Below are 26,235 nucleotides of genomic sequence, written 5' to 3'. Positions count from 1 at the left end.
GCGGGGTGTGCGGTCCGGGTCTCGATACGTTCGCTGGCGCTCACTACTCGACCAACGGGTGGTGCGCTCGCTACTCGACCAACGGGTGGTGCGCGGGCTACGCGAGCACGCCGTCGAGTACGGGGTGCAGGTGCCGCGTGGTCAGCACCGCCGCGGCATGCCGAGATCCCGCTGCGAGGGCGTCGGCGAGCGAAGCGCCGGTGAGGTGCGCGTCGAGCACTCCGGCCATGAAGGCGTCGCCGGCCCCGTTGGTGTCGAGCACCTCGACCGGCACCGCCGCGACATCGGTTCGCTGCATCCGGCCGTCGCTTTCGACATCGATCGCAATCGCGCCCTGCGCGCCGAGCGTGCACACGACGACGGACGCCCCGCCCCGCACGCACTCCTCCATGAAGGGCCGTGGGTCGTCGCCGATGCGGTCGGCGTTCATGAAGATCCAGTCGGCGGCCTCGATGAAGGGCCGGTGGAAGTCGGCGCTGCCGTCGTAGTCGTGGATGTCCGTCCAGATCGGACGACCGGTCGCGCGCGCCGCGTCGATGAGCCCGCGCGAACGCTCGGAGAGGTCGAGCACGATCGCCGGGGCATGCGTCATCACCCGCGTCAGTTCGGCCGACGGCGGTGTGCCCGGATCGGCGGGTGCGGCGAGGTAGAGCGAGACGCGCTCGCCGGCGCGCGTCATGAGGTTCAGGTGGCTCTCGGTGCGTTCGGAGGGCAGACTCGCGAGTTCGACGCCGGATGCCTCGAGCGCGCCCTGCACGCGACGGCCCTCGTCGTCGTCGCCGATGAGCGTGTGCAGCAGCACCGGCCGACCGAGCCCGGCGAGGCCCAGTGCCTTACCGGCCGAAGTGCCGCCGACGGTCTCGTAGTCGTCGAGCGCGAACTGCATGTGCGGCACGGGCTCGGGGAGGTGCTCGAGGTAGACGATCCGGTTCCAGGCTGCGGGTCCGGAGATGACGATGGGCGCGCTCATGGTTCGCCAGCGTAGCGGTGCGGTGGGTCTCGATACGCTCGCTGGCGCTCTCTACTCGACCAGCGGGGCCCCGGGTCGGCGTAGGGGTCTCGATACGCTCGCTGGCGCTCGCTACTCGACCAACGGAGTTCCGGGTCGGCACTGATGCTCGGGCGGGCGAGCTGGGTCACGCTTGAGTGAGGAACACTCATGAAAGAGGTGCGCCATGCCGGTCACCATCGGCGGTGTCGAGCTGTACATGGGACCGACCGAGGTCGGCGGCCCCGACGATCTCGACCAGGCGGTGCGCGACTTCATCGACGAGGCGAAGCACAGCCTCGCGATCGCCGTGCAGGAGATCGACTCGCGGCCCATCGCCAAGGCGATCCTCGCGGCGAAGCTCCGCGGCGTGCGGGTGCGGGTCATCCTCGAAGGCGACTACCTCACCGAGGAGAAGGCGCTCGAGGATCCGTGGGGTGTCACGGGTGCGCATGAAGAGAATCGCATCATTCAGGGCGCCCTCTTGAAGGCGCGGGTCGACGTCATCAGCGACCTGAATCCGAAGATCTTCCACCAGAAGTTCATCGTGCGCGATTCTGGCAAGCCGACGGCCGCAGTGCTCACTGGCTCGACCAACTTCACCCTCACCGACACCGGTAAGAACGAGGCATCCGGAATCGACGCCGGCCAGAACCTCAACCAGATCGTCGTGCTGCACGGCCAGCACGCCGCGACCGAGTACCTGCGCGAGTTCGAGCGCATGCGCTCCGGCACGTTCGGCGACCTGCACGAGCGCGTCGAACCGAGACCGAAGGAGTTCGACCTGCCCGAGGTGCGGGTCAAACCGCTCTTCGCTCCGCGGCACGGACCCGAGATGGAGATCATGAAGCAGATGCTGAAGGCGCGCGAGAGCATCGACTTCGCGATGTTCACGTTCGCCCAGTCATCCGGAATCGACGACACGATGATCCGCCTGCGGCCGCTCGTCACGCGCATCCGCGGTGTGCTCGACCGCGGCCAGGGCGCGGCGAAGTGGGCGGCGACGAGCGACCTCGGCCGAGGCGACGTCGAGCTCTTCGCCAACAAGCGCAACACGGGGGTGCGCAAGCTCCACCACAAGCTCATGGTCATCGACGAGCGGCTCACCATCGTCGGCAGCTTCAACTACACGGCACCCGCGAACACCCTGAACGACGAGAACATCATCGTGATCGGCGACCTCGAGGAAGAACAGGGCAGCCCAGCGGATGTCGCGCAGCGGGCGCTCGCCCGCTACGCCCTCACCGAGATCGACCGCATCATCGACGACCTCTCGTCGCCGGTGCCCGTCGTGCCCTGAACCGGCGCGCCACGTCGGCCGTGCCCGGACTGATAGCGTCGTCTCCGCGGTACGAGCGGGCTTGCGCTCGCCGGTACCCGAGGCAAAATCGCTCGCAGTCTGGTCGCCGAGCGTTCCCGCGAATGGAGCAGTACACCGTGAATGCGACGAGCACGCTCGCGATCGACGCAGGGCAATCCGGCATCAAGATCCGGCACGCGGATGCCTCGGGGGTCACGGAGTGGTCGGCGCCCGGCATTCGCACCGATCTGCCGCTACTGCCGCAGCTCGCCCGCATCATCGACCAGGCGCACGAGGCAGGGCACGTCGCTGAGCGTGTCGGGCTCGGCGTCTCGGGACTCACCGACGACGAGGCCGATGCCGGCTACCTGCTCGCCGCGGCCGCGCCGATGGGTGCGCGCAGCGTGCACCTCGCACATGACTCCATCACCGCCTACCTCGGTGCGCTCGGCGACGAGCCCGGGGCCGTGGTTGCAGCAGGCACCGGCGTCGTGACCCTCGCAGTCGGGGCCACCGACATCGCCCGCGTCGACGGGTGGGGCTATCTCATCGGCGATGCCGGCAGCGGATTCTGGCTCGGCCGAGCCGGCCTCGACGCCGTCATGCGGCACCATGACGGCCGGGGCGACACGACCGCGCTGACCGACATCGTGCGCGCGGACTTTCCCGACCTCGAGTCGGCCTACATCGAACTGCAGGGCGATCCCGAGCGCGTGCAGCGCGTCGCCTCGTACGCCAGGGCGGTCGCCGAGGCCGCAGCGGCCGGTGACGCCGTCGCCGGGGCGCTCGTCGCGGGCGCAGCACGCGAGCTCGCGGCATCCGCTCTCGCAGGTCTTCGGCGCGTGGGCGGCGCGGATGCCCCGGAGCCGCGCGTGCGCGGAGTCGGCGGGCTCTTCATGGGCGAAGTCCTCGGACGCGACTTCGTCTCGGCCGTGCGTGCGACGCTGCCCGGCGCCGACATCCGGCTCGGTGAGGCGCACCCGCTCGACGGCGCCGCCGCACTCGCCGACGTCGCGTCGACGAGCGCCCTCGCGGCGCACATCGCGCGCGCGGTCTCCCCACCGTTGATCGAGTAGCGAGCGCCAGCGAGCGTATCGAGACCCGTTGCGAGGTCTCGATACGCGTCCTCCTTCGTCGGGCGGTATTCGACCGGCGGGTGGGCCGCAGGCGGCCTACTCGACCAGCGAGGGGTCGTCAGCCGCGGGTGAGGTACGCCTCGATGCGGTCGAAGGCGCCGATCCAGGCCTGCGTCTGGAAGAAGTCGCGCACCTCGGGCGTCGGGAAGCCGGTCTGCTCGACGGTCATGAGCGTGCCGCCGTCGTTCGCCTCGAAGGTGACGACGATGTGCGTCGTCATCGTGTTGCCGTCGGGCTCGCTGCCGGTCGACTCGGTGACGAGCCGGTGCGGGCGATCGATCTCGAGGAACGTCTGCACCTCGCGGAACAGAGTGTCGCGGTTGGGCCCCCAGACGGCGGTCTGCGTGCCGCCGACACGCAGGTCGACCTCGATCTCGACGACGCCGGGCTCTTCGTCGAGGATCGAGAACCAGATCTTCTGCTTCTCGGCGTCGGTATAGGCGTCGAAGACATCGTCGGGTGACGCGGGAAGCTGACGCTGGAGCCGGAGCCCGATCGTCTCGTTCGTGTCGGTGTTGCTCATGATTCCGTTCCTTTCGTGAGGGTGAAGTAGGCGTCGAGTCCGTCGAGGCGGCGCGCCCAGAGCTGCTGATAGAAGGTGATCCACGACATGGCGTCGTCCAATCGCTCGGTGCCGAGGCTGACCTGCCGCACACGACCGATCTTCTCGGTCGCGACGAGCCCGGCGGTCTCGAGCACGTCGACGTGCTTGCGGATGCCGGTGAGGGTCATGCCGCTCGGTTCGGCGAGCTCGGTGATCGTGGCTGGGCCGGAGCCGAGCCGGGTCAGGATGCCGCGCCGGGTCTCGTCGGCGAGGGCCGCGAATGCCCGATCGAGACTTGCCGGGGTGGGGGCTTGTTGCTGAACCATGTGGTTCAGTGTATGACACTGAACCGAAAAGTTCAATGTTCCCGTTCGGCGAGGAGCAGTACGGGAAGCACGGTTCGCGGTCGGACGAAGGCCATCGCAGTGGCACTCGCGAGGCAGAGCGCTTCAGCCTCGGGGTAGTAGGCCAGGGCCGGCAGAATTCGGATCGATCAGCGCGTCTCGCCGGCGTCGATGTTCTGGGTACCGATGACGTTGAGGAGAGCGAGATTCTCAGCGTCGCGGGAACCTTGCGGTGCGCTGTAGAGCACGAGGTGCTGGTCGCGGTCGGTCAGCAAGAGGGAGTCGCAGTCGACGGTGATCTCTCCGACGGCCGTGTTCCGGAAGGTCTTCCTGAACGTCGGTGCCGCCTGTACGTCATGCTGCTCCCAGAGCCGGGCGAATTCGGGGCTGCCGTTGCGGAGCTCCTCGACGAGGCCGGTCACGGCGAGGTCCGACGGGTATCGGCCGGTGGTCGCTCGAAGCTCCATGACGGCGTTCCGCCGGAATTCGGCGCCGTCGGAGATTCCATAGAGCGCGACGTCGGGGCGTCGAGTTCCGAGGAACGCCTTTCGCGCGAGATTGCGGTCTTCGGGGGCGAGGCTGCTGAAGTCCTCCATGAGCGTGACCGCGAGATCGTTCCATGCGAGAACCTCGAACGCTGCGGATGTCACGATCGCAGCCGTCAGCGGGAGCCGCTCGAGAAGCGCCAGGATGCTCGGGCGGACATCTCGCCGGTGCAGGCCCACCCGGGAGGGCGCGGTGCCCGCGAGGATGTGGAGGTGGTCGGACTCGGCGTCGGTGAGTCCGAGCGCGCCGGCGATGCCCGCGAGGACCTCGCCCGATGGGCGCGGCGCCCTGCCCTGCTCGAGGCGGACGTAGTACTCGGTGGAGATGTGCGCGAGCACCGCGATCTCTTCACGTCGAAGCCCGGGCGTCCTTCGCCGCGGCCCCGAAGGGAGGCCGACGTCTTCCGGCCGGAGCCGCTCACGTCTGCTGCGGAGAAACGCGCCGAGCTCTTGCTTGTCCATGTCCCCATTCTGCGCGCTCGAGCGTCGCGGACCCTGGTACCGTCTGTACCTGAATCCGGGCTCCGGTTCGAGGTGACACTGTCGATATGACGAACAGCATCGACACCACCCCGATCGGCCTGCTCACCGGCAAGGTCGTCTTCATCACCGGCGCCAGCCGCGGCATCGGCGCCGCTTCGGCCCGGCTCTTCGCCGCCGAGGGCGCCGCCGTCGTGCTCGCCGCTCGCGGCACGGATGCCCTCGACCGCATCGTCGGCGAGATCCGCTCCGACGGAGGCGTCGCAGACGCCGTCGCGCTCGACCTCGCCGACCCTGGAAGCATCCGCGCAGCCCTCGAGCGCGTCGACGAACTGCACGGCCGGCTCGACGGCGCCTTCAACAACGGCGCGGCCATTCAGCGCCGGCCGGGCCCGCTCGACACCACGAGCGATGACGATATCGACGAGCAGTTCGCCGTGAACTTCCGCTCGCACTGGACCGCCATGACCGCCGAGGCCGCGCTCATGCGTCGCAACGGCGGTGGGGCGATCGTCAACACCTCGAGCATCGGCAGCCGTCGTGCGAACGCCGCCCTCCCCGCGTACGGCGCCATGAAGCGTGCGCTCAACAGCATCACCGAGTCTGCCGCGGTGAGCTGGGCAGGCGAGGGAATCCGGGTGAACGGCATCACTCCAGGTGGCACGGCCACGGACATGATCGATGCGTGGGAGGCGGCGACCCCCGGCATCGTCGAGCGGATCACGGCAACCATCCCGCTCGGCCGGATGGCCGAACCTCGAGAGATCGCGGAGGCTGCCGCGTGGCTGCTCAGCGACCGGGCTTCGATGGTGACGGGCGCGATCGTGCCGGTCGACGGCGGTGCCGGCGCCTAGAAATCAGCGCCGAGAATCAGCGTCGCACCGGCCGGGGCTCCGCCGCGAAGGCGCCGGGGGTCGTGCCGAGGATCCGACGGAAGTGGCGGGTGAGGTGGGCTTGATCGTGGAAGCCGGCGTGCACCGCGGCGTCGGCGGGCGGATGGCCGTCGAGCAGGAGCCGACGTGCTCGGTCGACCCGGCGCCCGGTCACGTAGCGGTGCGGCGCGATGCCGTAGGTTCCGGAGAAGACGCGCACCAGATGACTCGGATGCGCACCGAGCAGCCGAGCGGCCTCGGCGATCGTGAACGTCTCGAGAAGACGGTCGTCGAGCAGTTCGCGCAGGCGCCGCGCCAAGGGCGCGTCTCGAACGGGCCGCAACGGGGAGCCGAGGTGGGCGAGCACCTGCTGCTGCAAGAACAGCACCGAGTGCTCGGCGGCCATGACGTCTGCGGGGGAGCGGAGCGCCGCGTGGAGACGCCGAACGGCTGCGATCGAGTCGGGAGCGACGAGGGTGGGGCGTGTCGCCGCGGCATCCGCTGCACTCGCAGGCAGCCACTGGGATTCGAGGTACACCACACGCTTGCGGAACCCCTTGCCGTCGATCGCCGAGCGCCCGTCGTGCGGCACGCCCGGAGGAAGGAGCGTGATCGACGCAGGCGTCGCGTGATGGGCTGCACGGTCGAGGTCGTAGGCGACGGCACCGTCGTCGATCAGGAGCACGGTCCAGTCGTCGTGCGTGTGCGCCGGGTAGGCATGGTGCTCGAACGTCGCGTGCAGTACCTCCCGCACCGACGGCACCGCGGGGTGCCACGCGCGCACCGAGTCGACCATGCAAGAAACGTACAAGACCACGCTGTGCGCGTCGCGAAGACTGGGAGCATGCCCACCATTGCAGATGCCTCACCTCTTGCGGATGCCTCGCCCGAACCCGCCGCTCCGCCCCGCTTCGACACGAAGGTCGTGGTCGTGCTGCGCGACGACCTGGAACCGTGGCAGGAGCTGAACGTGACCGCGTTTCTGATGAGCGGAATCGCAACCAGCGGCCCCGACCTCACCGGGGCGCCGTATCGCGATCGCGACGGCACCGAGTACCTGCCGATGCTGCGACAGCCCGTGCTCGTGATGACGGCCACTGCCGAACTGCTGCTGGCGGCCCGGTCGAAGGCATCCGCTCGCGGGGTGTCGCTCGCGGTGTACACCCGGGAGCTCTTCTCGACCGGGCACGACGATGCCAACCGCGCTGCCGTCGCCGCGGTCGCCGCCGACGACCTCGATCTCGTCGGCATCGGCCTGCGCGGGCCGCGCAACGTCGTCGACCGCATCGTCAAGGGCGCTCGACTGCACGATGAGAAGCGAGGCGAAAGACAAGATTCTTCGTGTGCTTCTGGGCTCTGTCACATTCGCATCAATGTGGCGTAGAACGCACTTCTGATCTTGTGCGCGATCGTGCACTTCCGTTTCTGTGCGCGATCGAGCACACTTGGTGTTGTGCGCGAACGCGCACCAAGGAGGCCGCGATGCGAATCAGATCCGTACGTGAACTCGGTGGCGCTGTGCGAACCCGTCGTGAGGCGCTGGATTGGTCGCAACAAGCCCTCGCCGAGCGCGCTGGCGTCACCCGCGAGTGGGTGGTTCGTTTCGAAGGCGGCAAGCCCAGCGTTCGGTTGGATCGCGTCTTCGACGTGCTCGGCGTGCTCGAGCTTTCGGTCGACCTTCAAGAGAACGAACGATGAGCATGCGATCGTTGAACGTCTTCCTCGACGGCACGTACATCGGTGAACTGCAACAGACCACGGCAGGGGCCGTCACCTTCACCTATGACGAGTCGTACCGGGCTCGCCTCGACGCGACACCGCTGTCGATGTCGATGCCGGTTTCGCGCGCGACGCACCCGTCGCGCGCAGTACTTCCATTCCTCCAGGGACTGCTCCCCGACAGCGCGGGGCGGCTCGATGAGCTGGCGCGCGAATTCCACACCTCGGCAGCAAATCCGTTCGGGCTACTGACGTACGTCGGCCGCGACGTCGCCGGTGCCGTGCAGATCCTTCCAGAGGGCAGCGAGTCGACCGATGCATCCGGTCATCGAACGGCAATCGACCCACTCTCTGAAGACGAAGTCGCCGAGGTCATCGCCGACCTCGTCGCCCACGCCGACACATGGGGCTCTCGCGACGCGACCGGGCGCTGGAGTCTGCCCGGTGCCCAACCGAAGACGGCACTCTTTCGATCTGCCGATGGAAGCTGGGGTGTGCCGGCCGATGCGACGCCGACGACCCATATCCTCAAGCCCGCGGTCGCACCGTTCATCGAACACGATGTGAACGAGTACGTCACGATGAGGGCGGCGGCGCAACTCGGTCTCGACGTCGCCGACGCCGAGCTCTACACGACAACCCGCGGCGATCGGGTCTTCGTGTCTGCACGCTATGACCGTGCGGTCGAGCGCGGCATCTGGGTCCGTCACCACCAAGAAGACTTCTGCCAGGCGCTCTCGGTGAGCCCGGCTCGCAAGTACCAAGCCGACGGTGGGCCGGGCTTCGCGCAGATGGCACAGCTCATCGACACCTTTCCCGACCTCGAGCAGCGACGTAACAGCCAGCGCCAGCTCTTCGACGCGATGGTGTTCAATGTCTCCGCTGCCAACACCGACGCGCATGCCAAGAACTACTCCATCCTGCTGCGGGCGGAGACCGCGACGCTCGCCCCGCTCTACGACCTCGGAACGCACCTCGCCTATCCGTCGTCTCGCCCGCTGGCTTCGGCAATGACGGTCGGCGACGAATATCGTCTCGACGCGATCGGCATTCGCAATTTCGTGGGCATCGCACGCAAGCTCCGCATTCCGGCGGACGAGGCCGAGACGCGCGCCCGAGACATTCGCGCAGGACTCGCGGAGGCATACGCGACGGCGGCGTCGACGATCGGGTCCCCGAGCGAGCGCGCTGTCGGCGAGCGCATCGCGTCAGCCGTCGCTCGGCACACGGAAACCCGCGGGTGGATCAACTGAAGACGCGGGCGCATCGGCATCCGGCGTGAATAGACTTCGCCAATGGTGAGCGCATGGAATGAGCAGGCGGCCCGCTATCTGCTCGCCTCGACGATCTGTCCACGGTGCGACGAAGAGCTGCGAGACAGCCCGATCTGCCCGTCGTGCAAGGCCGACCTGCGCGGTGCCGAAGGTGCGCAGCTGTGGGCCGCTTCGCAACGCGCCGCCGATGCGGTGCTCGAGCGGCAGCGACTCGTCGCGGCGCTGCCGACGGCCTCGCCGGTCACCGCCGCGCAGGTGCGGGCGAGCGCCAGGCGAGCCTGGGCGCCGGTCGGTCCGCGGCTCTCGGCACAGACGGCTGTGCAGAGCGAGGCCGCGGCATCCGATGCCCCGAATGCGATCGGCGCGACCAGCGCGACCGAGACCGCACTGCCGCGAGTGGATGTCGCGGCGCCGGCCTCGACCTCGCAGCTGAGCGTGCAATCCGTGCTCGCCGTGGCCGGGGCCGGCCTCTTCGCGGTCGCCGCGATCGTCTTCACCTTCCTGAACCCCGACGTCGGATTCGCGATGCGCACCACGGTCATCGCCGTCGTGACCGCGCTCTTCCTCGCGGGGGCCTGGATGCTCCGCCGGCGGGGCGTGCAGTTCTCGGCCGAGGCGATCGGCGCGCTCGGCATGGTCTTCCTCGCCCTCGACGTGTGGGCGTTCTCAGAGCTCGCACCCGCCGCCGTCAGCGCATGGGCGTTCGCGGGGCTCGGCACCTTCATCGCGGCGGCCGCGATGCTCGTGATCGCGTGGCGCGCGCGCATCCGCAGTTGGTGGTGGACCGCCCTCCTCGGGCTCGCGGTCGTTCCGGCCTTCCTCGGCTACGCCGTCGGCGGGTGGGGCACGGCTTGGGGGCACGTCGGCGTGGTCGCAGTGGCGCTGGGGGCGCAGGGGCTCGTGCAGCTCGCGGCGCCCCGCTTCGGCAGCGCACTGCACGCCGACCGGGTGACCCTCACCGTCGTGCAACTGCTCGCAAGCGTGGTGGTGCTCGCGCAACTCGTGTTCCTGCCCGCCGCGACTCCGCAGTCGGGCGTCATCGGTCGCGTGGCGCTGCTCGCGGCGCTCGCGGTGCTCGCCGCCGTCGCGACACGGAACGGCATGCCGCGATTCTGGAGCTTCGCCGCGGGTGCACTCGGCACGGCCGCGCTCGTCATGCTGCCGCTCGCCCCGCAGAACCTGCAGGCGGTCTGGCTCACGACGCTCATGCCGCTCGCGGGTGCGCTCGCCGTCGCGGCATCCGGACTCGTCTGGCTCGTGGTCCGCGGCGGCACAGTGCGAGCTCGCTCCCTGCAGGCCGGCACGCTGACCATCGGGCTCGGTGCCGCGCTGCCCGCCGGATCGATGGCGCTGACCACGTTCGGCTCGGTCGCGCTGGCGTTCGTCGGTACCGGCCTCGCGCCGCTCCGAGGAGCGAGCAGCGAGCGCGGTGAGGCGGTCGTCGCCGACTTCGGGCTGCCCGCCGACGCCGTGCTCGCAGGTGTGCTCGGACTCCTCGTCGCCGCGCTCGGGGTCGCCGCGCTCGCCGGTGCGACCCGACGTTCCGAGCCGCCGGAGCTCCGTGCTGGATTCCCCGTCGGCATGCTCGTTCTTTCCTTGTGGATCGGTGCAGTCGGCACCGCGGCCTTCGTTGGATGGCCGGCACTCCCGCCGCTCGCGGGAGCCGGCGTCGGCATCGCGATCGCAGTGCTCGCCTCGGCCGCGGTGCTCCTGCCCGTGTCGAGGTTCACCGGTGCGCGCCCGAGCGTGCGCGCGCCGTTCATCGCACTCGCCCACGTCGCCCTGATCGGCTCGGCGTTCATCAGCTGGATCGAGCCGGCCATCACGGTGCCGGTCGGCGTCGTCATCGTGGCGGCGATCGTCGTCGTCGCGCGCCCGCTGCCTACCGGCGTGCGGGTGGTGCACGTCGCGGCAGCGTACGCGTATGCGCTCGTGATCTTCGCGACGGCACTCGATCGCCTCGGGGTCGTGACGATCGCCGTGCTCTGCCTGACGACGACGGCCGCCGCGCTCTGCGCGCTCGCCGCGACGCTCGTGCGCCGCGTCGACGCCCGTTCCTGGTACGCGATCCTCGTCGTGACCGCCGTGCCGTTCCTCATCGGGGTCGCCACGGTGTTGCAGGAGCCGAACGGTTGGACGGCGCTCTCGACGGGCGTGACCTTCCTGCTCGCCCTCGCGCTCGTGCTCACCCGGCGCCCCGGCCTGAACCGCCTCGTACGTTCCGCTGCAGCGACGATCCTCGTGCCCTCGCTCGCGGTGGTCGCAGTCTGCCTCGGCTCGGAGTTCCTCGACGTCAGCGGTTCCCCGGTCGTGCTGCCGGTCATCGCGGCGATCGTCGCGCTCGTCCTGCCGGCGACGAAGGGCGTCGAGGCGGTGCTCGTCGGCCGTGGCCAAGACGCCGCCGCCGCGGCATCCGTGCGCCTGTGGATCGAGATCTCCTCCCTCGTGACCGCGGCGATCGCGGTGCTGCTCGCGCTCGTGCGCGACGCCGCCGGACTCGGCACGGCGATGGCCGTGCTCGTCGTGCTCGGCCTCGGCTTCGCGGCGACGCGCATCGTCGCCGGCCGACGGTATGGCTGGTGGCTCGCCGCGGCGAGTTGGACCGGCGCGCTCTGGTGCGTGTGGGCGATGCTCGGCGTCGACGTGATCGAGCCGTACACGCTGCCTCCCGCCCTCGCCGCGGTGATCGTCGGAGCGCTGCTCGTGGCACGCGGCCGCCGCGGTGCGGCGTTGTTCGCGACCGGCCTCGCCTGCGCGCTCGTGCCGTCGCTCGTGCTGCTCGCCGCGTGGGGTTCGGCCGAAGAGGCGTTCGCGTGGCGCACGGCGGCGCTGCTTGCGGCATCCGTCGTGCTGCTCGCCGTCGGCGTGGTGCTTTCTCGTGTCGCAGAGACGTCGAGGCTGCGGATGCTCCGTGCCCCCGTCTTCGCGGGCGCGCTGGTTGCGGCGGCCGCCGCTCCGATCCAGGCCATGCGCTGGGGTCTCGTGCGTGACGTGCTCGTCGGCGCCGACCCCCGCCTCGTCATGGTGCCCGTGCTCGGGTTGACGCTCGGCGGCGTGCTGCTCGCGGTCGTCTCGGTGTGGCTGCTGCGCGGCGCGGCGGAGCGGGCGGCGACGTCGGCGGGTGCCGGGGGTGCCGTGGGTGGCGTGGGTACCGTGGGTGCCGTGGGTGCCGTGGGTGCCGCGGGCTCCGTGGGTACCGCGGGTGCCGCGGGCTCCGCGTCTTCAGGGGCTTCCGCGGCGACCGCCGCCGCGGCGAGGCTCGACCAGTGGCTGCTGCGCACGAGGTGGCTCTTCGCTCCCGCCCTGGTCTTCCTCGTTGCCGGGCCGATCACGGCGATCCGACGCGAATGGTTCGCGATCTGGACGCTCTGGGTGCTCATGGCGCTGGTCCTCGCCCTCGCGCTCATCACGATCGCGCTTGCGAGGAGGGCTCGACCGGTGCTGCCGCCGTTCTGGTTCACGTATGTGCTCGCGTGGGTGACCGGGGTCCAGGGCTGGAGCGAACGCGATCTGCGGGTCGAGGTGTTCTCGCTGCCGCTCGGGCTCGCCGTGCTTGCGGCCGGCATCATCGCGATGCGGCCGGCCGCTGCGCCGGTGCATCCGTCGCTCAATTCATGGCCGATCGGATTCCGCGGCAGCTGGCGCCTGCTCGCGCCCGGCATCGTGCTGACGTTCCTGCCGTCGGTGATCGCGACCGGCACCGACCCGCAGCTGTACCGGCCGATCCTCGTGATCGCGCTCGCGCTCGTCGCCATCCTCGTCGGTTCGTCGCGCAAGCTCGCGGCGCCGTTCCTGCTCGGGCTCGCGGTGCTGCCCATCGAGAACATCGTGGTGTTCTCAGCTCAGGTCGACCGCGCCGTCGGCGCGATGCCGTGGTGGATCACGCTCGCAACGGCGGGTGCGGTGCTGCTCGCGATCGCCGTCGGATCGGAGCGACGCACCAATCAGGGCGGCGGCGTCGCGGCGCGGTTGCGCGAGCTCGAGTAGGCGTCGCGGCGCGGAACTCACGCTGCGGCGCGGAAATCACGCTGCGGCGCAGAACTCACGCTGCGGCGCAGAACTCACGCTGCCCCACGCGCCGCCACGACCCTTTGCGGAGTGACGGCGATTCGGACGGGTCGTGACGCGGCGAAAGGTCGTGGCGGCGGGCGGCGTGGCGGCGGGCGGCGGGCAGCCTCGAAATTGCAGAGGTACGTGAGCGTGAACCCGCTGAGCTCGACGACGTTGACGCCGATGCCGAGTCGGTGGGCGAGGTTCTGGGCGATCTGGCGGGAGGCGCGGAAGATCGGCGACCCGTTGAGGGCGATGGTGCCGAGCGACACCGCTGCAGGCCCGGGTCGGTAGCGGCCCGTGCGACCGTCTTGGATGACGACTTCATGCGGTCGAGGACCGACATCATGCGGGAGACGGTGGACTGGCCGAGCCCGGTGAGTGCACAGAGTTCCGAGACGCGTAGCTCGCCGGGTGCTGCTCGGCACGACGCGGTTCGACGCGGGCACCGAGGGGCGATCACGCTCACGAACGGCGCCGCCGGCTACCTGCGCACCAATGCGGTGACGTTCGTGCCCGCGAGCGGCTGAACCCGGCACGGAGCCCGCCGTTGTCGATAGCGTCAGCACATGCTCTTCGTCGCTGCCGCCCTGATGACGGTGCTCGGCATCGCCCACTCGATCCTCGGCGAGGTGTACATCGTCGGCCCGCTGTACCGGCAGGCCGAGCTTCCGAAGCTTCGCGGTGTCGAGTTCCCGCTCGGCACGATCCGTTTCGCGTGGCACGTGACGTCGATGCTCGCGGCCGGCGTCGCCGTCGTGCTCCTGCTCTTCGCGATCGGCACGACGGCGTCCGTCGTCGTCGCCGCGATCGGCTGGACCCTGCTCGCGTGCAGCCTGTTGCCGCTGGTCTACAGCCGCGGGCGGCATCCGTCGTGGATCGTCTTCATCGCCGCAGGAGCGCTCTGCCTGCTATGGGTGGCAGGGCCCTTCGCGTAGCTCAGCCGGCCGCCTCGAGGCGGTGCGGATTGCCTCGAGGCCGACTGGCATCCCCGACGAGCACGCGGCCCGGCGGAGTTGCCAAACACTTGTTCTCCGTTCTAGACTGACTAGTCAGTACAAACGAGAGAGAAGCACCGTGTCGATCATCGTGCGGGCCCATGAGCTCGCCCTCCATTCCAAGCGCGGCGCCGTCTACGGCCCTGTGAACCTCGCCGCCGACGGCGGGCTCACCGTGCTCCACGGGCCAGCGGGAAGCGGCCGCACGAGCCTCTTGCTCACGCTCGCCGGGCGCATGAAGCCCACGAGCGGGGCCGCCGAGGTGCTCGGCTACGGGTTGCCGCGCCGCGCACGTCCCGTGCAGCGTGCGACGGCGATCGCAGGCTTCCAGGGCATCGACACGCTCGAGGATTCGGTGAGCGTCGGCGCTGCCATCCGCGAACGGGCGGCCTGGATCGCACCCTGGTGGGCGATCGTGCGACGCACCGACGACGCCGAACTCCGCCGCGTGCTCACCCCAGTCTTCGGCGAGGTGCCGCTGCCGACTGTCGACACCCTCATCTGGGACCTCGACGAAGTGCAGACCGTGCTGCTCCGCATCGCCCTCGCGATGATGAGCGAACCGCAAGTGCTCTTCTTCGACCAGATCGAGCAACTGCAGGCGCCCGCCGCCAGGCTCGTGCTCTGGCAGTGCCTCGACGCGATCACCCGGGCAGGCACCGCCGTCGTGGCATCCGCTGCCGCGCCCGACACCGAACTCTGGAACGAGCTCGGTATCGCCCCACTCGCCTTCGACATCTCCACCATCGCGTCCGAGGCTGAGGCAGTCGCCGACCCCGATGACGCCATCGACCTCATCCTGGAGCACGCCTGATGTTCGCCTTCCTCTCCTCCGGCACGGAACTCCGCCGCTTCCGTAAGGGCACGCTGCCCAAGGTCGCACTCGTCGTGCTCCTCTTCATCCCGCTCATCTACGGTGCCCTGTACCTCTGGGCGTTCTGGGCGCCGACCGACGAGCTGAAGAACCTGCCCGTCGCCCTCGTGAACGAAGACGCAGGCGCCAGCCGCGACGGCGAGGCGATCACGGCGGGCGACGACCTCGTCGACGAGCTCACGAGCGGCGGCGAGCTCGCCTGGCAGGTGACGGATGCCGCGGATGCCACGACCGGAGTGACCGACGGTGACTACTACTTCGCCGTGACCATTCCGAGTGACTTCTCGACGAACGCCGTCTCGGTCGGCACGGATGCCCCGAAGACTGCGACTGTCGAGGTCGACTACAACGACTCCAACAGCTTCCTCGCCTCCACACTCGGCAAGCAGGCCATGGTGCAGCTTCGCGACGCGGTCGCCGAGCAGGTCGGCCAGCAGACCGCCGACGCGATGCTCATCGGGCTCAACGACGCCGGCGACGGCATTCGCGCCGCTGCCGACGGCGCCGGCACTCTCGCCGCCGGTGTCGTGACCGCGAACGACGGCGCCGGTCGCCTCGTCGTCGGCCTCGGCGACCTCGCGAGCGGGGCGGACGCGATCGATGCCGGCGCCGTGCAGCTCGCCGACGGCACGGGCACCCTCGCCGACGGTCTCGATCAGCTCGCCTCGGGCGCCGGAACGCTCGCGAGCGGCGCGACCCAGGTGGCGGATGGCGCGGCCGAGCTCTCGGGCAAGGTCGGCGAAGCCGCGGGCGGCTCGGCATTGCTCGGGCAGGGCGCCCACCAGCTCGCGACCGGTGCCACCGGCATCGCCGACAAGACCGGCGAACTCGCCGGTGGCGCCCAGCAGCTCTCCGACTCCCTCGCGGCACTCGCCGCCCAGATGCAGGCGCACCCCGAGGTGCCGGCGAGCAGCTATCTGCCGATGCTGCAGGCCATCTCGGAAGGCGCGAGCGACATGAACACCGACGCGCAGGTCGCGCTTCCGACCGTGCAGGGGTACGCCGCGAGTAGTTCGGCGTTCGCCGGCAAGGTCGACGAACTCTCCGCCGGACTCTCCGCCGGGGCGCCGAAGGCCGCCGAGCTCGCGGCCGGCGCCGCCCAGGTGCGCGACGGGGCATCGACGCTCTCGGGCAAGTCGGGCGAAGCGGCATCCGGAGCCCACACCATCGCGAGCGGCGCGGCCACCCTGAGCGCCGGCGCCGGCGACCTCGTGAGCGGCACCGGCCAGCTCGCCGATGGCGGCACGCAGCTCGCCTCTGGCGCGACTCAGCTCGCCGACGGCAGCCGCACGCTCGCCGACAAGCTCGACGAAGGCGCAGCCCAGGCACCGCAACTCAGCGCCGCCGACATCGAGGCGAAAGCCGACGTCATGGCCGCACCGGTCCAGCTCAACGAGAGCTGGCAGAACGAGTCGAAGAGCTTCGGCGAGGGCTTCGCCCCGTTCTTCATCGCGCTGGCGACCTTCGTCGGCGGCCTCATCACGTGGCTCATCCTGCGCGCCCTGCCGACCCGTGCGCTCGCCGCCTCGGCGAGCGGCCTGCGCGCCGTGATGACCGGGTTCCTGCCCGCGATGGCGATCGGCCTCGGCCAGGTCGTGATCATGGTGCTCGTGTTGGTCTACGGCATCGGCCTCGAGCCCGTGCACTGGCTCGCCACGTCGGCGTTCATCTACCTCGTGACGCTCGCGTTCCTGGCCCTGCAGCAGATGTTCATCATCGTGCTCGGCACCGCGGCGGGCCGGGTCGTGAGCCTCGTGCTGCTCATGCTGCAGCTGAGCTCCTCGGGCGGCACGTACCCCGTCGAGACGACGCCGGCGTTCTTCCAGTGGCTGCATCCGTTCATGCCGGCCTCCTATGTCGTGAGCGGACTGCGCGAACTCATCACCGGCGGCGTGGACTCTAGACTGTGGCTTTCGGTGCTCGTGCTGGCCGGCATCCTCGTGGGCTCGCTCGCGATCAGTGCCTGGAGCGCAGGAAAGCAGCGCATGTGGAGCGTCAGCCGGCTGCATCCTGAGCTGGCGATCTAGACCGGGCACGGCCCGAGCCGACGAAGAGGAGACACCATGGCTCGCGCGAACACCACGAAGCGCGCCATCCTCGACGCCGCACTCGAGCTCGCGGCCACGAAGGGCATCACCGGCACGACCATGGACGAGGTCGCCGAACTCGCCGGCGTTGCCAAAGGCAGCCTCTACTACAACTTCAGTTCGAAGGACCAGCTCTTCGAGGCCTTGCTGCAAGAGGGGGTCGGCGCGCTCGCCGACTCGCTCCGCAGCGCGAAGGGCGAACTGCGCGGCTGGCCGGCGATCAACGCGCTCGTCACGAATCTGCTTGACCTCATCGCGGCGAACGCGCCGCTCGCAAAGCTCATGGCGTCGGAGATCTTCCGTACCGACCGTGCCTGGCAGGAGACACTCTTCGCGCTGCGGCACGAGGCACTCGCCGTGTTCGCCGAGGCGATCGACGAGACGACGGATGCCGCGGCCGGCCGCAGCGGCATCATGGCCTCGAGCGTCTTCGGGGCCGTGCTCATGTCGGGGCTCGAGTGGCTCGTGTTCGAGCCCGAGCGCGAGCGCGACGAGGTCGCAGCGGCCATCCTCGCGACCCTTCGCGTGCGCTGAGGGCTTCGCGCCACATCCCGTCGCGAGATTCAGCTCGACTCGGAGCTGTCGGCCGACGCTCCACGAATCTGCGAATAGACATCGCGGATCCGCGAATTACATCTCGCAAAACTACGAACTCGATACAAAACTACGAGTTGTGTATCTGGGAGATCTGATCCCTCACGGAAGCGGCCCGGGCGCGACGTCGAGAGCGCACAGAACTGGGCGGTCAGCATCTCACCGCGGGCCTCAACTACCGCTTGCGCCCGGCGACCGTTCTCAGCACGATGGAACCCGGGAACCCGGGGAGCCGCAGCTCCGATCGTGAGGAACGCACAATGACTGATCTGTTCGACGTCGCGGTCGTGGGGGGCGGTCCGGCCGGGCTGAGCGCCGCACTCTCACTGGCGCGAGCGCGCCGCCGCGTGATCGTGTTCGATTCGGGTGATCCGAGGAACGGTGTCGCCCAGCACATGCACGGCGTACTCGGTCATGACGGGCTGCCACCGATGCAGCTGCTCGAGCGGGGTCGCAGCGAGGTCGGGCACTACGGGGGCGTAGTCGTCGATGGGCGAGTCGAGACCGCTCGCGCGGGCCGTGACGGCATCGAGGTCGACGGCCCTTCGGGTGTCGTGACCGCACGGCGGCTGATCGTCGCCACCGGGCTCCGCGACGAGCTCCCCGATATTGCCGGCCTGCGCGAGCAGTGGGGTCGCGGCGTCGTCGTGTGCCCCTATTGCGACGGGTGGGAACGTCGCGACCACACGATCGGCGTCATCGCGGCAGGACCCAAGGGGATCGACCAGGCTCACCAGCTGCGCCAGTGGTCCGACCGGATCGTCTACTTCCCGAACGATCTCGGAGAGCCCTCGGCCGAAGCGCGCCGGATCCTCGGGTCGCGAGACATTCGGATCGAGCCCGGGCGGGTACAAGCAGTCCGCTCGAACGCCGGCGGGCTCGAGGCCGTCGAGCTGCGCGACGGCAGGTCGGTGCCGGTCGACACGATCTTCACCGCAACCACGCTGCACCCCCGAGACCAGCTGCTGCGCGATTTGGGTGCGCGAAGTCGCGACGACGCGGACGGCTCCTGGGTCGTGGTCGACCCCGATGGCCGCACGAGTGTCGAGCATGTCTGGGCCGCGGGCAACGTGGTCGATCCACGCTCGAACGTCTCGGTGTCGCTCGGCGCCGGGTCGCTGATCGCCGGAGCCGTCAACGCCGATCTCACTGCTGAGGACATCGCCGTCGGCTGAATCTTCGCGCTCAGCCTCTCGATCGTCGCGAGCCTCATCACGCTCACCGCTCTCGACGGCGACCCGGCGAGCAAGCTCGAGGCCTATCGTCCGGCGTTCCTCGTGCCACTCGGTGCCGTGCTGATCGCCACGGTCGCCGCGCTCGTGTCACGCGCCCGCTTTCAGCTCGATGCTGATCTGCTCGGCGTCGAGATCTTCGAGTGCGGCGCTGAGCACGGCGGCACTGAACGTGCCATCATCGCGTGCGTCGAGCAGCGCGGTTCGCTCCGCCTCGATCATGCGCAGTCGCATCACGCGCACGAGCTCGGGGTCGATACGGCGGTCGGATGCCCCGGGCGGGGCGTTCGCCGGTTCACTCTCAGTCGCGGCATCCGCTTCGCTCGTGGCATCCGTCGCAGTCGCGGGATCCGCTTCGTTCGCGCCCTCGTCGTGCGACACCTGCCAGGCTGCGCGCATGCGCTCCGCGAGTGAACGCAGCGCCGGGTCGTCGGCGTCGGCGATCTCGGCCATCGCGGCAGACTGCATCATCTGCTGCAGTTCGCGCCGCTCGGCGACGCTCTCGTCCGGGTTCCGCGCCGGTACGAGCCGGCGCACGAGCCACGGCAGGGTACCGCCCTGCACGAGTAGCGAGCCGACGGCGACGAGGAACGCGATGAACACGAGCAGCGAGCGGCTCGGGGTCTCGGCCGGCAGCGTCTGCGCGGCGGCGAGCGTCACGACGCCGCGCATTCCGGCCCAGACCACGATCGTGCCCTCGCGCCAGCCGAGCGGTTGGGCGAGGAAGTAGTCGATGTCCGCGACGCGACGCCGCCAGACCGTGCGGAAGCGCTCGAGGGTCGCGGCCGAGGGCACGGGGCCGTGTCGTCGTTCCCCCGGCGAGGCCCGATGCTCCAGTTGCTTCGTCCCGATGGCGGCACGCCCCCGCTCGCGGCGGCGATCCCCTCGATCTACTCGGCCGGGGCGGTCGGGGCGGTCGGTGAAGGTTGCCGTTCCGCCGGCCGCTCGATCGGCGAGGACGTCCTTGATCGAGGCGGCCCTGCGTGCTCGGCGTTTGAGGCCGGCGAGCAGGGGCGCGACGTAGGCGGCGCGGATCAGCACCGTGCACACCAGTGCGAGCGCCGCGAGTCCGACCGCTGACCAGACCCCCGCGTGCGCGGCCTCGACGTCGGCGACGATCGCGGTGAGCTCGAGCCCCATCACGAGGAACACCGCGCCCTCGAGCACGAGTTCGACCGTGCGCCAGTTCTGGGCGTCCGAAAGCCGATGCTGCGGGCTGAGGTAGCGCGCCGCCCCGCGTCCGGTGATGAGCCCCGCGACCACGGCGGCGACGAGGCCCGAGGCGCCGAGGTGCTCGGCCGGGATCGCCGCGAGGAACGGCATCGTGAACGAGATCACCGTGTTGACCGTCGGGTTCGGGATGCGCGCTCGTACCCGCAGGTTGACCCAGCCGACGGCGACGCCGATGACCGCGGCGACGAGGATCGAGTACACGAACGATCCGGCGACGCTCCAGAGCGAGACGGATGCCGCTGCGCCCGCGATCGCGGCCCGCAGCAGCACGAGCGCGCTCGCGTCGTTGAGCAGGCTCTCTCCCTCGAGCATCGCCACGACCCGCGGTGAGACGCCCAGGCGCTTCACGATCGACGTCGCGACCGCGTCGGTCGGGCTGACGATCGCACCCAGTGCGATGCCCCACGCGATGCCGAGGCCGGGAATCAGCCACGCGAACAAGAGCCCGAGGAGCACCGCCGTGACGACCACGAGCACGACCGAGAGCCCGCTGATCGCACTGAAGTCGCGCCGGAACTCCATCGCCGGCATCGAGACGGCCGCAGAGTAGAGGAGTGGCGGCAGAACGCCCGCGAGGATCCACTCCGGGTCGATCTCGATCGACGGGACGGCGGGCAGCAGCCCCACGCCGAGGCCCACGAGCACGAGCAGCAGTGGCGCGGCCACACCGAGTTTCGGAGCGACGGCCGTCGCCGCGGCGATGGCGAGCAGGGCGATGACCCCCACGAGGAGCAGATCCATGTGAGCATTCTCTCGTGATTGCGGCGGCTCTCGCCGAAGCGCCCCCCCGTGCGCAGCTCGCGCACGCCGAGCGCGATGAACACGATGGCGACGAACACGGCGATGTGGAGCGCGACGGTCATCATCCCGCCGGATCCAGAGTGCTCGTGAACTCGACTCTGGGGCCGGCTCACTCGATCACTCGCGGCAGGTTCTCGACGGACGCGAGTAGAACGTTTCAGATTTCCATGGCGGAGCGCCTCTCGCCCGCCACGACCGGCATCGTGGCGATCTTGCCGGCCAAGAGACCCTGCCGCTGGAACGCAGAGTTCGAGCGCGCACGGTTGCCCGGTTGTCGAGTTCGCTCAAGCTGTGTAAGCTCCGGAGCACCCGATATGAAACGCTTCAATTATGTCAAGGGAGACATCTGCGATGTTCTGGGGTATCGGGCAGATTTCACAGCGTGCCGTGAGGCCGGCGCTGGCAGCAGTGCTCATCATCTCGCTCGCGGGTACGGTCACGACCGGCGAAGCCGAGCCCGACGGAGACCTCTCCGTCACAGCCGGGTCGCTGACCGTGAACCACCTCGAGGAGGCGATCGGCATCCCCACGGCGCCCCCGGTCTTCTCCTGGAAGCTCGAGGGGGAGGAACGCGGCATCGTGCAATCGGCGCGGCAGATCCAGGTTGCGACGTCGCCCGACGGCTTCGACGATCCCGACGCGTGGGACAGCGGCCGAGTCGAGGGACGCGACTCGGTGAACGTGGCCTACGACGGCGAGGAGCTCCAGGCCACGACGAACTATTACTGGCGAGTCCGGGCCTGGGACAGCGCTGGGGCGGCCACGGAGTGGGCCGCGCCGAGACGCTTCGAGACGGCACTCCCCGCCGACGCCACCACGGCGGAGTCGTGGGACGCGGAATGGGTCGGCGGCCCGCCGGACGGAACGCTCGGAATCGAGTGGAGCGACTACACGCTGCGCATCCGGACCAGCAACATCGTCGATGCGCTCGGGATCGTCTTCTACGCCGATTCTTCGGCGAACAACGCGTACATGTGGCAGCTGTCGGCGCGAGGAGCACCCACCCTGCGCCCGCACAGCCGAGTCAACGGCAGCTGGGGACTGCTCGGTGAGGTGCCGATCCCGGGCGAGGCACTGCCCGGCGGGTTCGCGGGCGAGCACGAGATCACGATCGAGCTGGCGGATGACACGGCCACCACGAGCATCGACGGACACGTCATCGACACCCGGCCCATTCCGCTGCGGTCGTCGGGCACGCTCGGATTCAGATCGGCGCAGGGCGAGTCGGGCGACATCGATGAGGTGACCGTCACACGGGGCGACGAGACGCTCTTCCACACGGACTTCTCCGACGGCGTGAACCCGTTCGCCATCGGCACCGTGAGCGACGGCCGACTCGCGGTCTCCGGCGTGGTCGAGAACGGCGTGTTCAGGAGCGAAGACCGTCCCCTTCCGCTGCTCCGCAAGGACTTCGGCATCGACAAGCCCATCAGCTCGGCGCGGCTCTACTCCACGGCGCTCGGTGTCTACGGTGCGGAGATCAACGGCGCGCGCGTCGGCGACCACGAGCTGGCACCGGGCTGGACCGACTACAGCCAGCTGGTCCAGTACCAGGTCTACGACGTCACCGAGCTGCTCCGGCAGGGCGAGAATACGATCGGCGTGAAGCTGGGCACCGGATGGTACGCCGGGCACCTCGCCTGGATCGGACCGAATCGCTACGGCACAGACCCGGCGTTCCTCGGCCGACTGGAGATCACCCACGACGACGGTACGACTTCGGTCGTGACATCCGACGAGTCGTGGCTGACGTCGCCCGGGCCGATCGTCGATGCCGACATCCTGATGGGCGAGACCTACGACGTCAGCCTCGAGGTCCCCGCGTGGAGTGAGCCCGGTTCCGTGACCGGATGGTCTCCCGCCCGAGTACTCACGCCCGAGATCGGCGAACTGCACGCTCAGACCGATCCACCCGTTCGGGTCACCGAGGAGCGACCCGTCGAAGCCGTGACCATGCCGGCTGATGGCGTCACCATCTACGACATGGGCCAGAACATGGTCGGCTGGGTTCGAGTCCGACTGACCGGCGAGCCCGGCGACGTGGTGACGATTCGACACGGCGAGGTCCTGAGCCCCGACGGCACGCTCTACACCGCCAACCTGCGCACCGCGCGGGCGACCGAGACGGTCACCCTGGGCAGCGATGGGACGGTCGAGTACAGCCCGAGCTTCGTCTTCCACGGGTTCAGGTACGTCGAGATCACCGGCTTGGATGCCCCGCCCGCAGCGGCAGACCTCACCGGCATCGTCGTGGGCACCGACAACCGGCCCATCTCGACGTTCGACACTTCCGACCCGATGCTGAACCAGTTGCAGTCCAACATCGTCTGGGGTGTGAGGGGGAACTTCCTCTCGGTCCCCACCGACACTCCGGCCCGTGACGAGCGGCTGGGTTATTCGGGCGACCTCAACGCCATCGCAGACACCGCGACGTTCAACCATGACGCGTACGCGTTCCTGACGAAATGGCTCCGGGACTTGCGGCTCCGGCAGGCCCCGAACGGGGCGCTTCCGGGCGTCGCTCCCGGCACGGAGCCGGGTATCGGCGAGAGCAACGTCTCGGCCGGGTGGGGCGACGCCGCCGTCACCGTGACCCATACACTCTGGAAGCAGTACGGAGACACGCACGTCATCGACGACAACTGGACGATGATGGACGATCTGCTCGGCTTCTGGACTTCGGTCGCGCACGACGGCATCGTCCCCGAGGGGCACGGGATCGGCGACTGGTTGAACCTCGATGACCCCACGTCCAACTCGTTGATCGCCACGGCGTACTACGCGTACGACGCGCGCCTGATGAGTGAGATGGCGCGCGCCACCGGCAGAGACGAGGAGGCGGATGCACTCGGCGAGTTGTTCGACGAGATCCGAACGGCCTTCGCCGAGCGATTCATCGCCCCCGATGGCACCATCGACACCGGCTCGCAGGCGGCGTACACGATGTCGATCGGAATGGGGCTCGTCCCCGAGGAGCGGCTGGACGCGGTCGGAGACCGATTCGTCGCGGCCATCGAGGCCCGCGACTGGCACTTGTCCACCGGATTCCTCGGTACGCCGCACCTGCTGCCGGCGCTGTCAGCCGTGGGACGCGACGATGTGGCCTACCGGCTGCTGCTCGAGAAGGAGTACCCGTCGTGGTTGTACGAGCTGACGATGGGAGCCACCACCACCTGGGAGCGGTGGGACTCCATCCGACCCGACGGTTCGTTCCAGGACCCGGGCATGAACTCCTTCAATCACTACGCGTACGGCGCAGTCGGCGAGTGGATGTACTCCTCGATCGCGGGGATCACGGCGACCGGGCCGGGCTATTCGACCTTCGACATCGCCCCACGACCGGGCGGCGGGCTCACGCATGCCGATGTGAGCCTCGACTCGCCCTACGGTGTGATCCGTTCGTCCTGGAAGCAGGTGAGCGGTCATGAACTCACTCTCGACGTGACTGTTCCGGCCAACACCACAGCGCTGGTCCACGTTCCTGCGGTCAGCGAGCATGGCGTGGTCGAACGCGGCACCAGCGCGGGCGAGGCGCCAGGCGTCACGTTCGTGCGGATGCAGGACGGCGCCGCGGTGTTCGAGGTCGGGTCGGGGAGTTACGCCTTCGAGTCGGATGACATTCGCGGTCACATCGGTCGGGCCGCGGACGAGGCTGCGGCCTTCCGGAGTCAGGTCGCCGATCTCGTCGCGTCCGGCGACGTCGCGCGGAAGGTCGGCGGCCGGCTGCTCGCCCAGGCTTCCGTGCTCGCTCGTACCGTCGACTCGAGCCGCCAACACATCGTCGACGGCACGGCGCCGGCCGGCCTGAAGGCCGCAACGAAGGCCCTGGCCAAGTCGACGAAGCTGAGAGAGTTGCTCGAGTCCTGGGCGGACGACGGATCGATCACACCGACCGATGCCGCAGCGCTACTCGCTTCGCTCCACCGGCTCGACGCCGCATTGTCGCTCACCAGCACGCTGCTGCTCGGGGTGACCGCATCGCTGAGTTTCACGGAGGCCGACGTGGTTCCCGGCTCCACCGCCCTCATCGACGCGACGATCGAGAACACCGGCACCACACGCCTGGCTGATCCAACCGTCAGTCTCGACCTGCCCGCCGGTTGGTCGGCAGAGCCGGGCACGAGCCCGCGGGCGGTGGAGCCCGGCACCTCGGCGGTGCTGCCGCTGACGGTGTCGGTCGGGGCCGACGAGTCGATCGCCGCTGATGTCGCCGTCGACGGCATCGTGACCTTCCGGCAAGGGCAGGCCACGATCGCGATCCCGGTATCGACGGTCGTGAACGTGGTCTCTCCGGTCGAGATCACGTCGGTGCGCGCCGATCCTGAGGTGCTCGAGGAACCCGGAGACTCGGCGACGGTGACGGTCACAATTCGGAACCGGCGACCGGAGGTGCCGCTGACCGGTGTCGTCGAGTTCACTGCTCCGGATGGCTGGCGCCTGGACGCCGCGACCGTTCCGTACGAACTCGACGGCGGGGCCGAGGCGAGCGTGAGCACCTCCGTGACGTCACCGTCGGGCGCCGAGCTGCCGGCCGGAACGGTCGAGGTCGTTGCCGCCTACGACGACGGCACGGCGGGCGACCACGCCGAGGTGCGGATCACCTCGGTCATGGAGTCATGGAACTTCGACACGGCCGGCGACGCCGAGGGGTGGGAGCCTGCGAACCAGCTCGCAGGCTTCACCGTAGTGGATGGCGCGCTTCACGCGACATCCACCGGCGGGGATCCGAACCTGTCCTTTTCAGGGCCGATGTCGTTGGATGCGGCATCTGGGACGACGGTCGAGATCACGATGACGTCGTCGATCGCGACCGAGGCACAGCTCTTCTGGGGAACCGTGGACGAGCCCGGTGCGGCGGAGGCCCGGAGCATCAGATTCGCGGTCGAGTCGGGTGGCCCGCACGTCTACCGGGTGAGTATCCCACCCCAGGGCAGTCCGCTCGCCGCGCTCCGGTTCGACCCGCTCACCGCCCCCGGAGACATTCGGATCGAGAGCATTCGGGTGCTTCGTTAGCGTCGTGTGGCGCTGACGTGGCTCGTCCTCCCGCTTATCAGCGGGTAGGGCATCGGGCAAGAAGCAGAATGCTGCCGAATGAGGACGAGCCGGCTCGTCGAGAGACAGTCGGACGCCCGCGAGTTCCACCGTGCGGCGAATCTCGCGGGCG

The 26,235-nt window shown here is 69.4% G+C and carries 20 protein-coding genes and 1 pseudogene; 13 read left to right on the top strand and 8 right to left on the bottom strand.

Features of this window, described 5'->3' with window-relative positions:
• Positions 1-97: 97 nt before the first annotated feature.
• On the bottom strand, positions 98-970 hold the full coding sequence (locus AC1C2R_RS07945) for a carbohydrate kinase family protein (RefSeq protein WP_495379588.1): 873 nt from the start codon (positions 968-970) through the stop codon (positions 98-100).
• A 205-nt stretch (positions 971-1,175) separates the two neighbouring features.
• Between AC1C2R_RS07945 and AC1C2R_RS07940 the strand changes: the two genes are divergently transcribed.
• Together AC1C2R_RS07940 and AC1C2R_RS07935 are read left to right on the top strand one after the other, a co-directional pair.
• A complete protein-coding gene (locus AC1C2R_RS07940; RefSeq protein WP_495379587.1) occupies positions 1,176-2,288 on the top strand; it encodes a phospholipase D-like domain-containing protein in 1,113 nt (370 codons plus the stop codon).
• Positions 2,289-2,410: 122 nt separating this feature from the next.
• Positions 2,411-3,364: a BadF/BadG/BcrA/BcrD ATPase family protein gene (locus AC1C2R_RS07935; protein ID WP_495379586.1), complete on the top strand. Its 954-nt coding sequence runs from the start codon at positions 2,411-2,413 to the stop codon at positions 3,362-3,364.
• Positions 3,365-3,482: 118 nt separating this feature from the next.
• On the opposite strand, the gene AC1C2R_RS07930 is transcribed toward AC1C2R_RS07935, so the two are convergent.
• The 3 genes from AC1C2R_RS07930 to AC1C2R_RS07920 form a co-directional block, all read right to left on the bottom strand.
• Positions 3,483-3,947 carry an SRPBCC family protein gene (locus AC1C2R_RS07930; RefSeq protein ID WP_495351972.1) on the bottom strand — a complete coding sequence of 155 codons (465 nt, stop codon included), beginning with the start codon at positions 3,945-3,947 and terminating at the stop codon, positions 3,483-3,485.
• Positions 3,944-4,294, bottom strand: a complete 351-nt coding sequence (locus tag AC1C2R_RS07925; RefSeq protein ID WP_495379585.1) for an ArsR/SmtB family transcription factor — start codon at positions 4,292-4,294, stop codon at positions 3,944-3,946. The genes AC1C2R_RS07930 and AC1C2R_RS07925 overlap by 4 nt, the downstream gene beginning before the upstream one ends.
• Before the next feature lie 167 nt (positions 4,295-4,461).
• Complete coding sequence (locus AC1C2R_RS07920) at positions 4,462-5,319, bottom strand: helix-turn-helix transcriptional regulator (RefSeq protein WP_495351970.1); 858 nt, start codon at positions 5,317-5,319, stop codon at positions 4,462-4,464.
• 86 nt (positions 5,320-5,405) lie between these two features.
• On the opposite strand from AC1C2R_RS07920, the gene AC1C2R_RS07915 reads away from it, so the two are divergent.
• A complete protein-coding gene (locus AC1C2R_RS07915) occupies positions 5,406-6,191 on the top strand; it encodes an SDR family NAD(P)-dependent oxidoreductase (RefSeq protein ID WP_495379584.1) in 786 nt (261 codons plus the stop codon).
• Positions 6,192-6,207: 16 nt separating this feature from the next.
• Here AC1C2R_RS07915 and AC1C2R_RS07910 read toward each other — a convergent pair whose 3' ends face one another.
• Positions 6,208-7,005 carry a helix-turn-helix transcriptional regulator gene (locus AC1C2R_RS07910; protein ID WP_495379583.1) on the bottom strand — a complete coding sequence of 266 codons (798 nt, stop codon included), beginning with the start codon at positions 7,003-7,005 and terminating at the stop codon, positions 6,208-6,210.
• Positions 7,006-7,053: 48 nt separating this feature from the next.
• On the opposite strand from AC1C2R_RS07910, the gene AC1C2R_RS07905 reads away from it, so the two are divergent.
• From AC1C2R_RS07905 to AC1C2R_RS07890, 4 genes are all read left to right on the top strand, one after another.
• The gene (locus AC1C2R_RS07905) at positions 7,054-7,593 is read left to right on the top strand and encodes a DUF2000 family protein (protein ID WP_495379582.1); all 540 of its coding nucleotides are present in this window, start codon (positions 7,054-7,056) and stop codon (positions 7,591-7,593) included.
• A 98-nt stretch (positions 7,594-7,691) separates the two neighbouring features.
• Positions 7,692-7,907 carry a helix-turn-helix domain-containing protein gene (locus AC1C2R_RS07900; RefSeq protein WP_495351966.1) on the top strand — a complete coding sequence of 72 codons (216 nt, stop codon included), beginning with the start codon at positions 7,692-7,694 and terminating at the stop codon, positions 7,905-7,907.
• 2 nt (positions 7,908-7,909) lie between these two features.
• Complete coding sequence (locus AC1C2R_RS07895) at positions 7,910-9,181, top strand: HipA domain-containing protein (RefSeq protein ID WP_495379581.1); 1,272 nt, start codon at positions 7,910-7,912, stop codon at positions 9,179-9,181.
• 42 nt (positions 9,182-9,223) lie between these two features.
• Positions 9,224-13,189 (top strand): SCO7613 C-terminal domain-containing membrane protein, encoded by a 3,966-nt coding sequence (locus tag AC1C2R_RS07890; RefSeq protein WP_495379580.1) that lies wholly within the window; start codon positions 9,224-9,226, stop codon positions 13,187-13,189.
• 74 nt (positions 13,190-13,263) lie between these two features.
• On the opposite strand, the gene AC1C2R_RS07885 is transcribed toward AC1C2R_RS07890, so the two are convergent.
• Together AC1C2R_RS07885 and AC1C2R_RS07880 are read right to left on the bottom strand one after the other, a co-directional pair.
• Positions 13,264-13,524 carry a hypothetical protein gene (locus AC1C2R_RS07885; protein WP_495380413.1) on the bottom strand — a complete coding sequence of 87 codons (261 nt, stop codon included), beginning with the start codon at positions 13,522-13,524 and terminating at the stop codon, positions 13,264-13,266.
• A 101-nt stretch (positions 13,525-13,625) separates the two neighbouring features.
• Positions 13,626-13,715, bottom strand: a pseudogene (locus tag AC1C2R_RS07880) (hypothetical protein); the annotation flags it as partial.
• Positions 13,716-13,821: 106 nt separating this feature from the next.
• Between AC1C2R_RS07880 and AC1C2R_RS07875 the strand changes: the two are divergent.
• The 5 genes from AC1C2R_RS07875 (at position 13,822) to AC1C2R_RS07855 (ending at position 18,980) form a co-directional block, all read left to right on the top strand.
• Entirely contained in the window at positions 13,822-14,190 is a 369-nt protein-coding gene (locus AC1C2R_RS07875) for a hypothetical protein (RefSeq protein WP_495351962.1), read from the top strand.
• Between the two features lie 139 nt (positions 14,191-14,329).
• A complete protein-coding gene (locus tag AC1C2R_RS07870) occupies positions 14,330-15,064 on the top strand; it encodes an ATP-binding cassette domain-containing protein (RefSeq protein WP_495379579.1) in 735 nt (244 codons plus the stop codon).
• Positions 15,064-17,151, top strand: a complete 2,088-nt coding sequence (locus AC1C2R_RS07865) for a YhgE/Pip family protein (protein WP_495379578.1) — start codon at positions 15,064-15,066, stop codon at positions 17,149-17,151. Before AC1C2R_RS07870 ends, AC1C2R_RS07865 begins: the two co-directional genes overlap by 1 nt.
• A gap of 36 nt (positions 17,152-17,187) precedes the next feature.
• Positions 17,188-17,745, top strand: a complete 558-nt coding sequence (locus AC1C2R_RS07860) for a TetR/AcrR family transcriptional regulator (RefSeq protein WP_495379577.1) — start codon at positions 17,188-17,190, stop codon at positions 17,743-17,745.
• 320 nt (positions 17,746-18,065) lie between these two features.
• A complete protein-coding gene (locus AC1C2R_RS07855) occupies positions 18,066-18,980 on the top strand; it encodes an NAD(P)/FAD-dependent oxidoreductase (RefSeq protein ID WP_495379576.1) in 915 nt (304 codons plus the stop codon).
• A gap of 147 nt (positions 18,981-19,127) precedes the next feature.
• Here AC1C2R_RS07855 and AC1C2R_RS07850 read toward each other — a convergent pair whose 3' ends face one another.
• Entirely contained in the window at positions 19,128-21,011 is a 1,884-nt protein-coding gene (locus tag AC1C2R_RS07850) for a cation:proton antiporter (protein WP_495379575.1), read from the bottom strand.
• A gap of 411 nt (positions 21,012-21,422) precedes the next feature.
• Here AC1C2R_RS07850 and AC1C2R_RS07845 point away from each other — a divergent pair, with 411 nt between their 5' ends.
• Entirely contained in the window at positions 21,423-26,084 is a 4,662-nt protein-coding gene (locus tag AC1C2R_RS07845; RefSeq protein ID WP_495379574.1) for a family 78 glycoside hydrolase catalytic domain, read from the top strand.
• Positions 26,085-26,235: the final 151 nt, after the last annotated feature.

This window comes from Agromyces sp. Y182 (assembly GCF_059445385.1).
The sequence above is the reverse complement of the archived record's forward strand: the minus strand, read 5'-3'. Positions and strand labels throughout refer to the sequence as shown.

Coding starts and splice junctions, on each gene's coding strand:
- AC1C2R_RS07945 (WP_495379588.1), bottom strand. CDS start 970: ATGAGCGCGCCCATCGTCATCTCCGGACCCGCAGCCTGGAACCGGATC.
- AC1C2R_RS07940 (WP_495379587.1), top strand. CDS start 1,176: ATGCCGGTCACCATCGGCGGTGTCGAGCTGTACATGGGACCGACCGAG.
- AC1C2R_RS07935 (WP_495379586.1), top strand. CDS start 2,411: ATGGAGCAGTACACCGTGAATGCGACGAGCACGCTCGCGATCGACGCA.
- AC1C2R_RS07930 (WP_495351972.1), bottom strand. CDS start 3,947: ATGAGCAACACCGACACGAACGAGACGATCGGGCTCCGGCTCCAGCGT.
- AC1C2R_RS07925 (WP_495379585.1), bottom strand. CDS start 4,294: ATGGTTCAGCAACAAGCCCCCACCCCGGCAAGTCTCGATCGGGCATTC.
- AC1C2R_RS07920 (WP_495351970.1), bottom strand. CDS start 5,319: ATGGACAAGCAAGAGCTCGGCGCGTTTCTCCGCAGCAGACGTGAGCGG.
- AC1C2R_RS07915 (WP_495379584.1), top strand. CDS start 5,406: ATGACGAACAGCATCGACACCACCCCGATCGGCCTGCTCACCGGCAAG.
- AC1C2R_RS07910 (WP_495379583.1), bottom strand. CDS start 7,005: ATGGTCGACTCGGTGCGCGCGTGGCACCCCGCGGTGCCGTCGGTGCGG.
- AC1C2R_RS07905 (WP_495379582.1), top strand. CDS start 7,054: ATGCCCACCATTGCAGATGCCTCACCTCTTGCGGATGCCTCGCCCGAA.
- AC1C2R_RS07900 (WP_495351966.1), top strand. CDS start 7,692: ATGCGAATCAGATCCGTACGTGAACTCGGTGGCGCTGTGCGAACCCGT.
- AC1C2R_RS07895 (WP_495379581.1), top strand. CDS start 7,910: ATGCGATCGTTGAACGTCTTCCTCGACGGCACGTACATCGGTGAACTG.
- AC1C2R_RS07890 (WP_495379580.1), top strand. CDS start 9,224: ATGGTGAGCGCATGGAATGAGCAGGCGGCCCGCTATCTGCTCGCCTCG.
- AC1C2R_RS07875 (WP_495351962.1), top strand. CDS start 13,822: ATGCTCTTCGTCGCTGCCGCCCTGATGACGGTGCTCGGCATCGCCCAC.
- AC1C2R_RS07865 (WP_495379578.1), top strand. CDS start 15,064: ATGTTCGCCTTCCTCTCCTCCGGCACGGAACTCCGCCGCTTCCGTAAG.
- AC1C2R_RS07860 (WP_495379577.1), top strand. CDS start 17,188: ATGGCTCGCGCGAACACCACGAAGCGCGCCATCCTCGACGCCGCACTC.
- AC1C2R_RS07855 (WP_495379576.1), top strand. CDS start 18,066: ATGACTGATCTGTTCGACGTCGCGGTCGTGGGGGGCGGTCCGGCCGGG.
- AC1C2R_RS07850 (WP_495379575.1), bottom strand. CDS start 21,011: ATGGATCTGCTCCTCGTGGGGGTCATCGCCCTGCTCGCCATCGCCGCG.
- AC1C2R_RS07845 (WP_495379574.1), top strand. CDS start 21,423: ATGTTCTGGGGTATCGGGCAGATTTCACAGCGTGCCGTGAGGCCGGCG.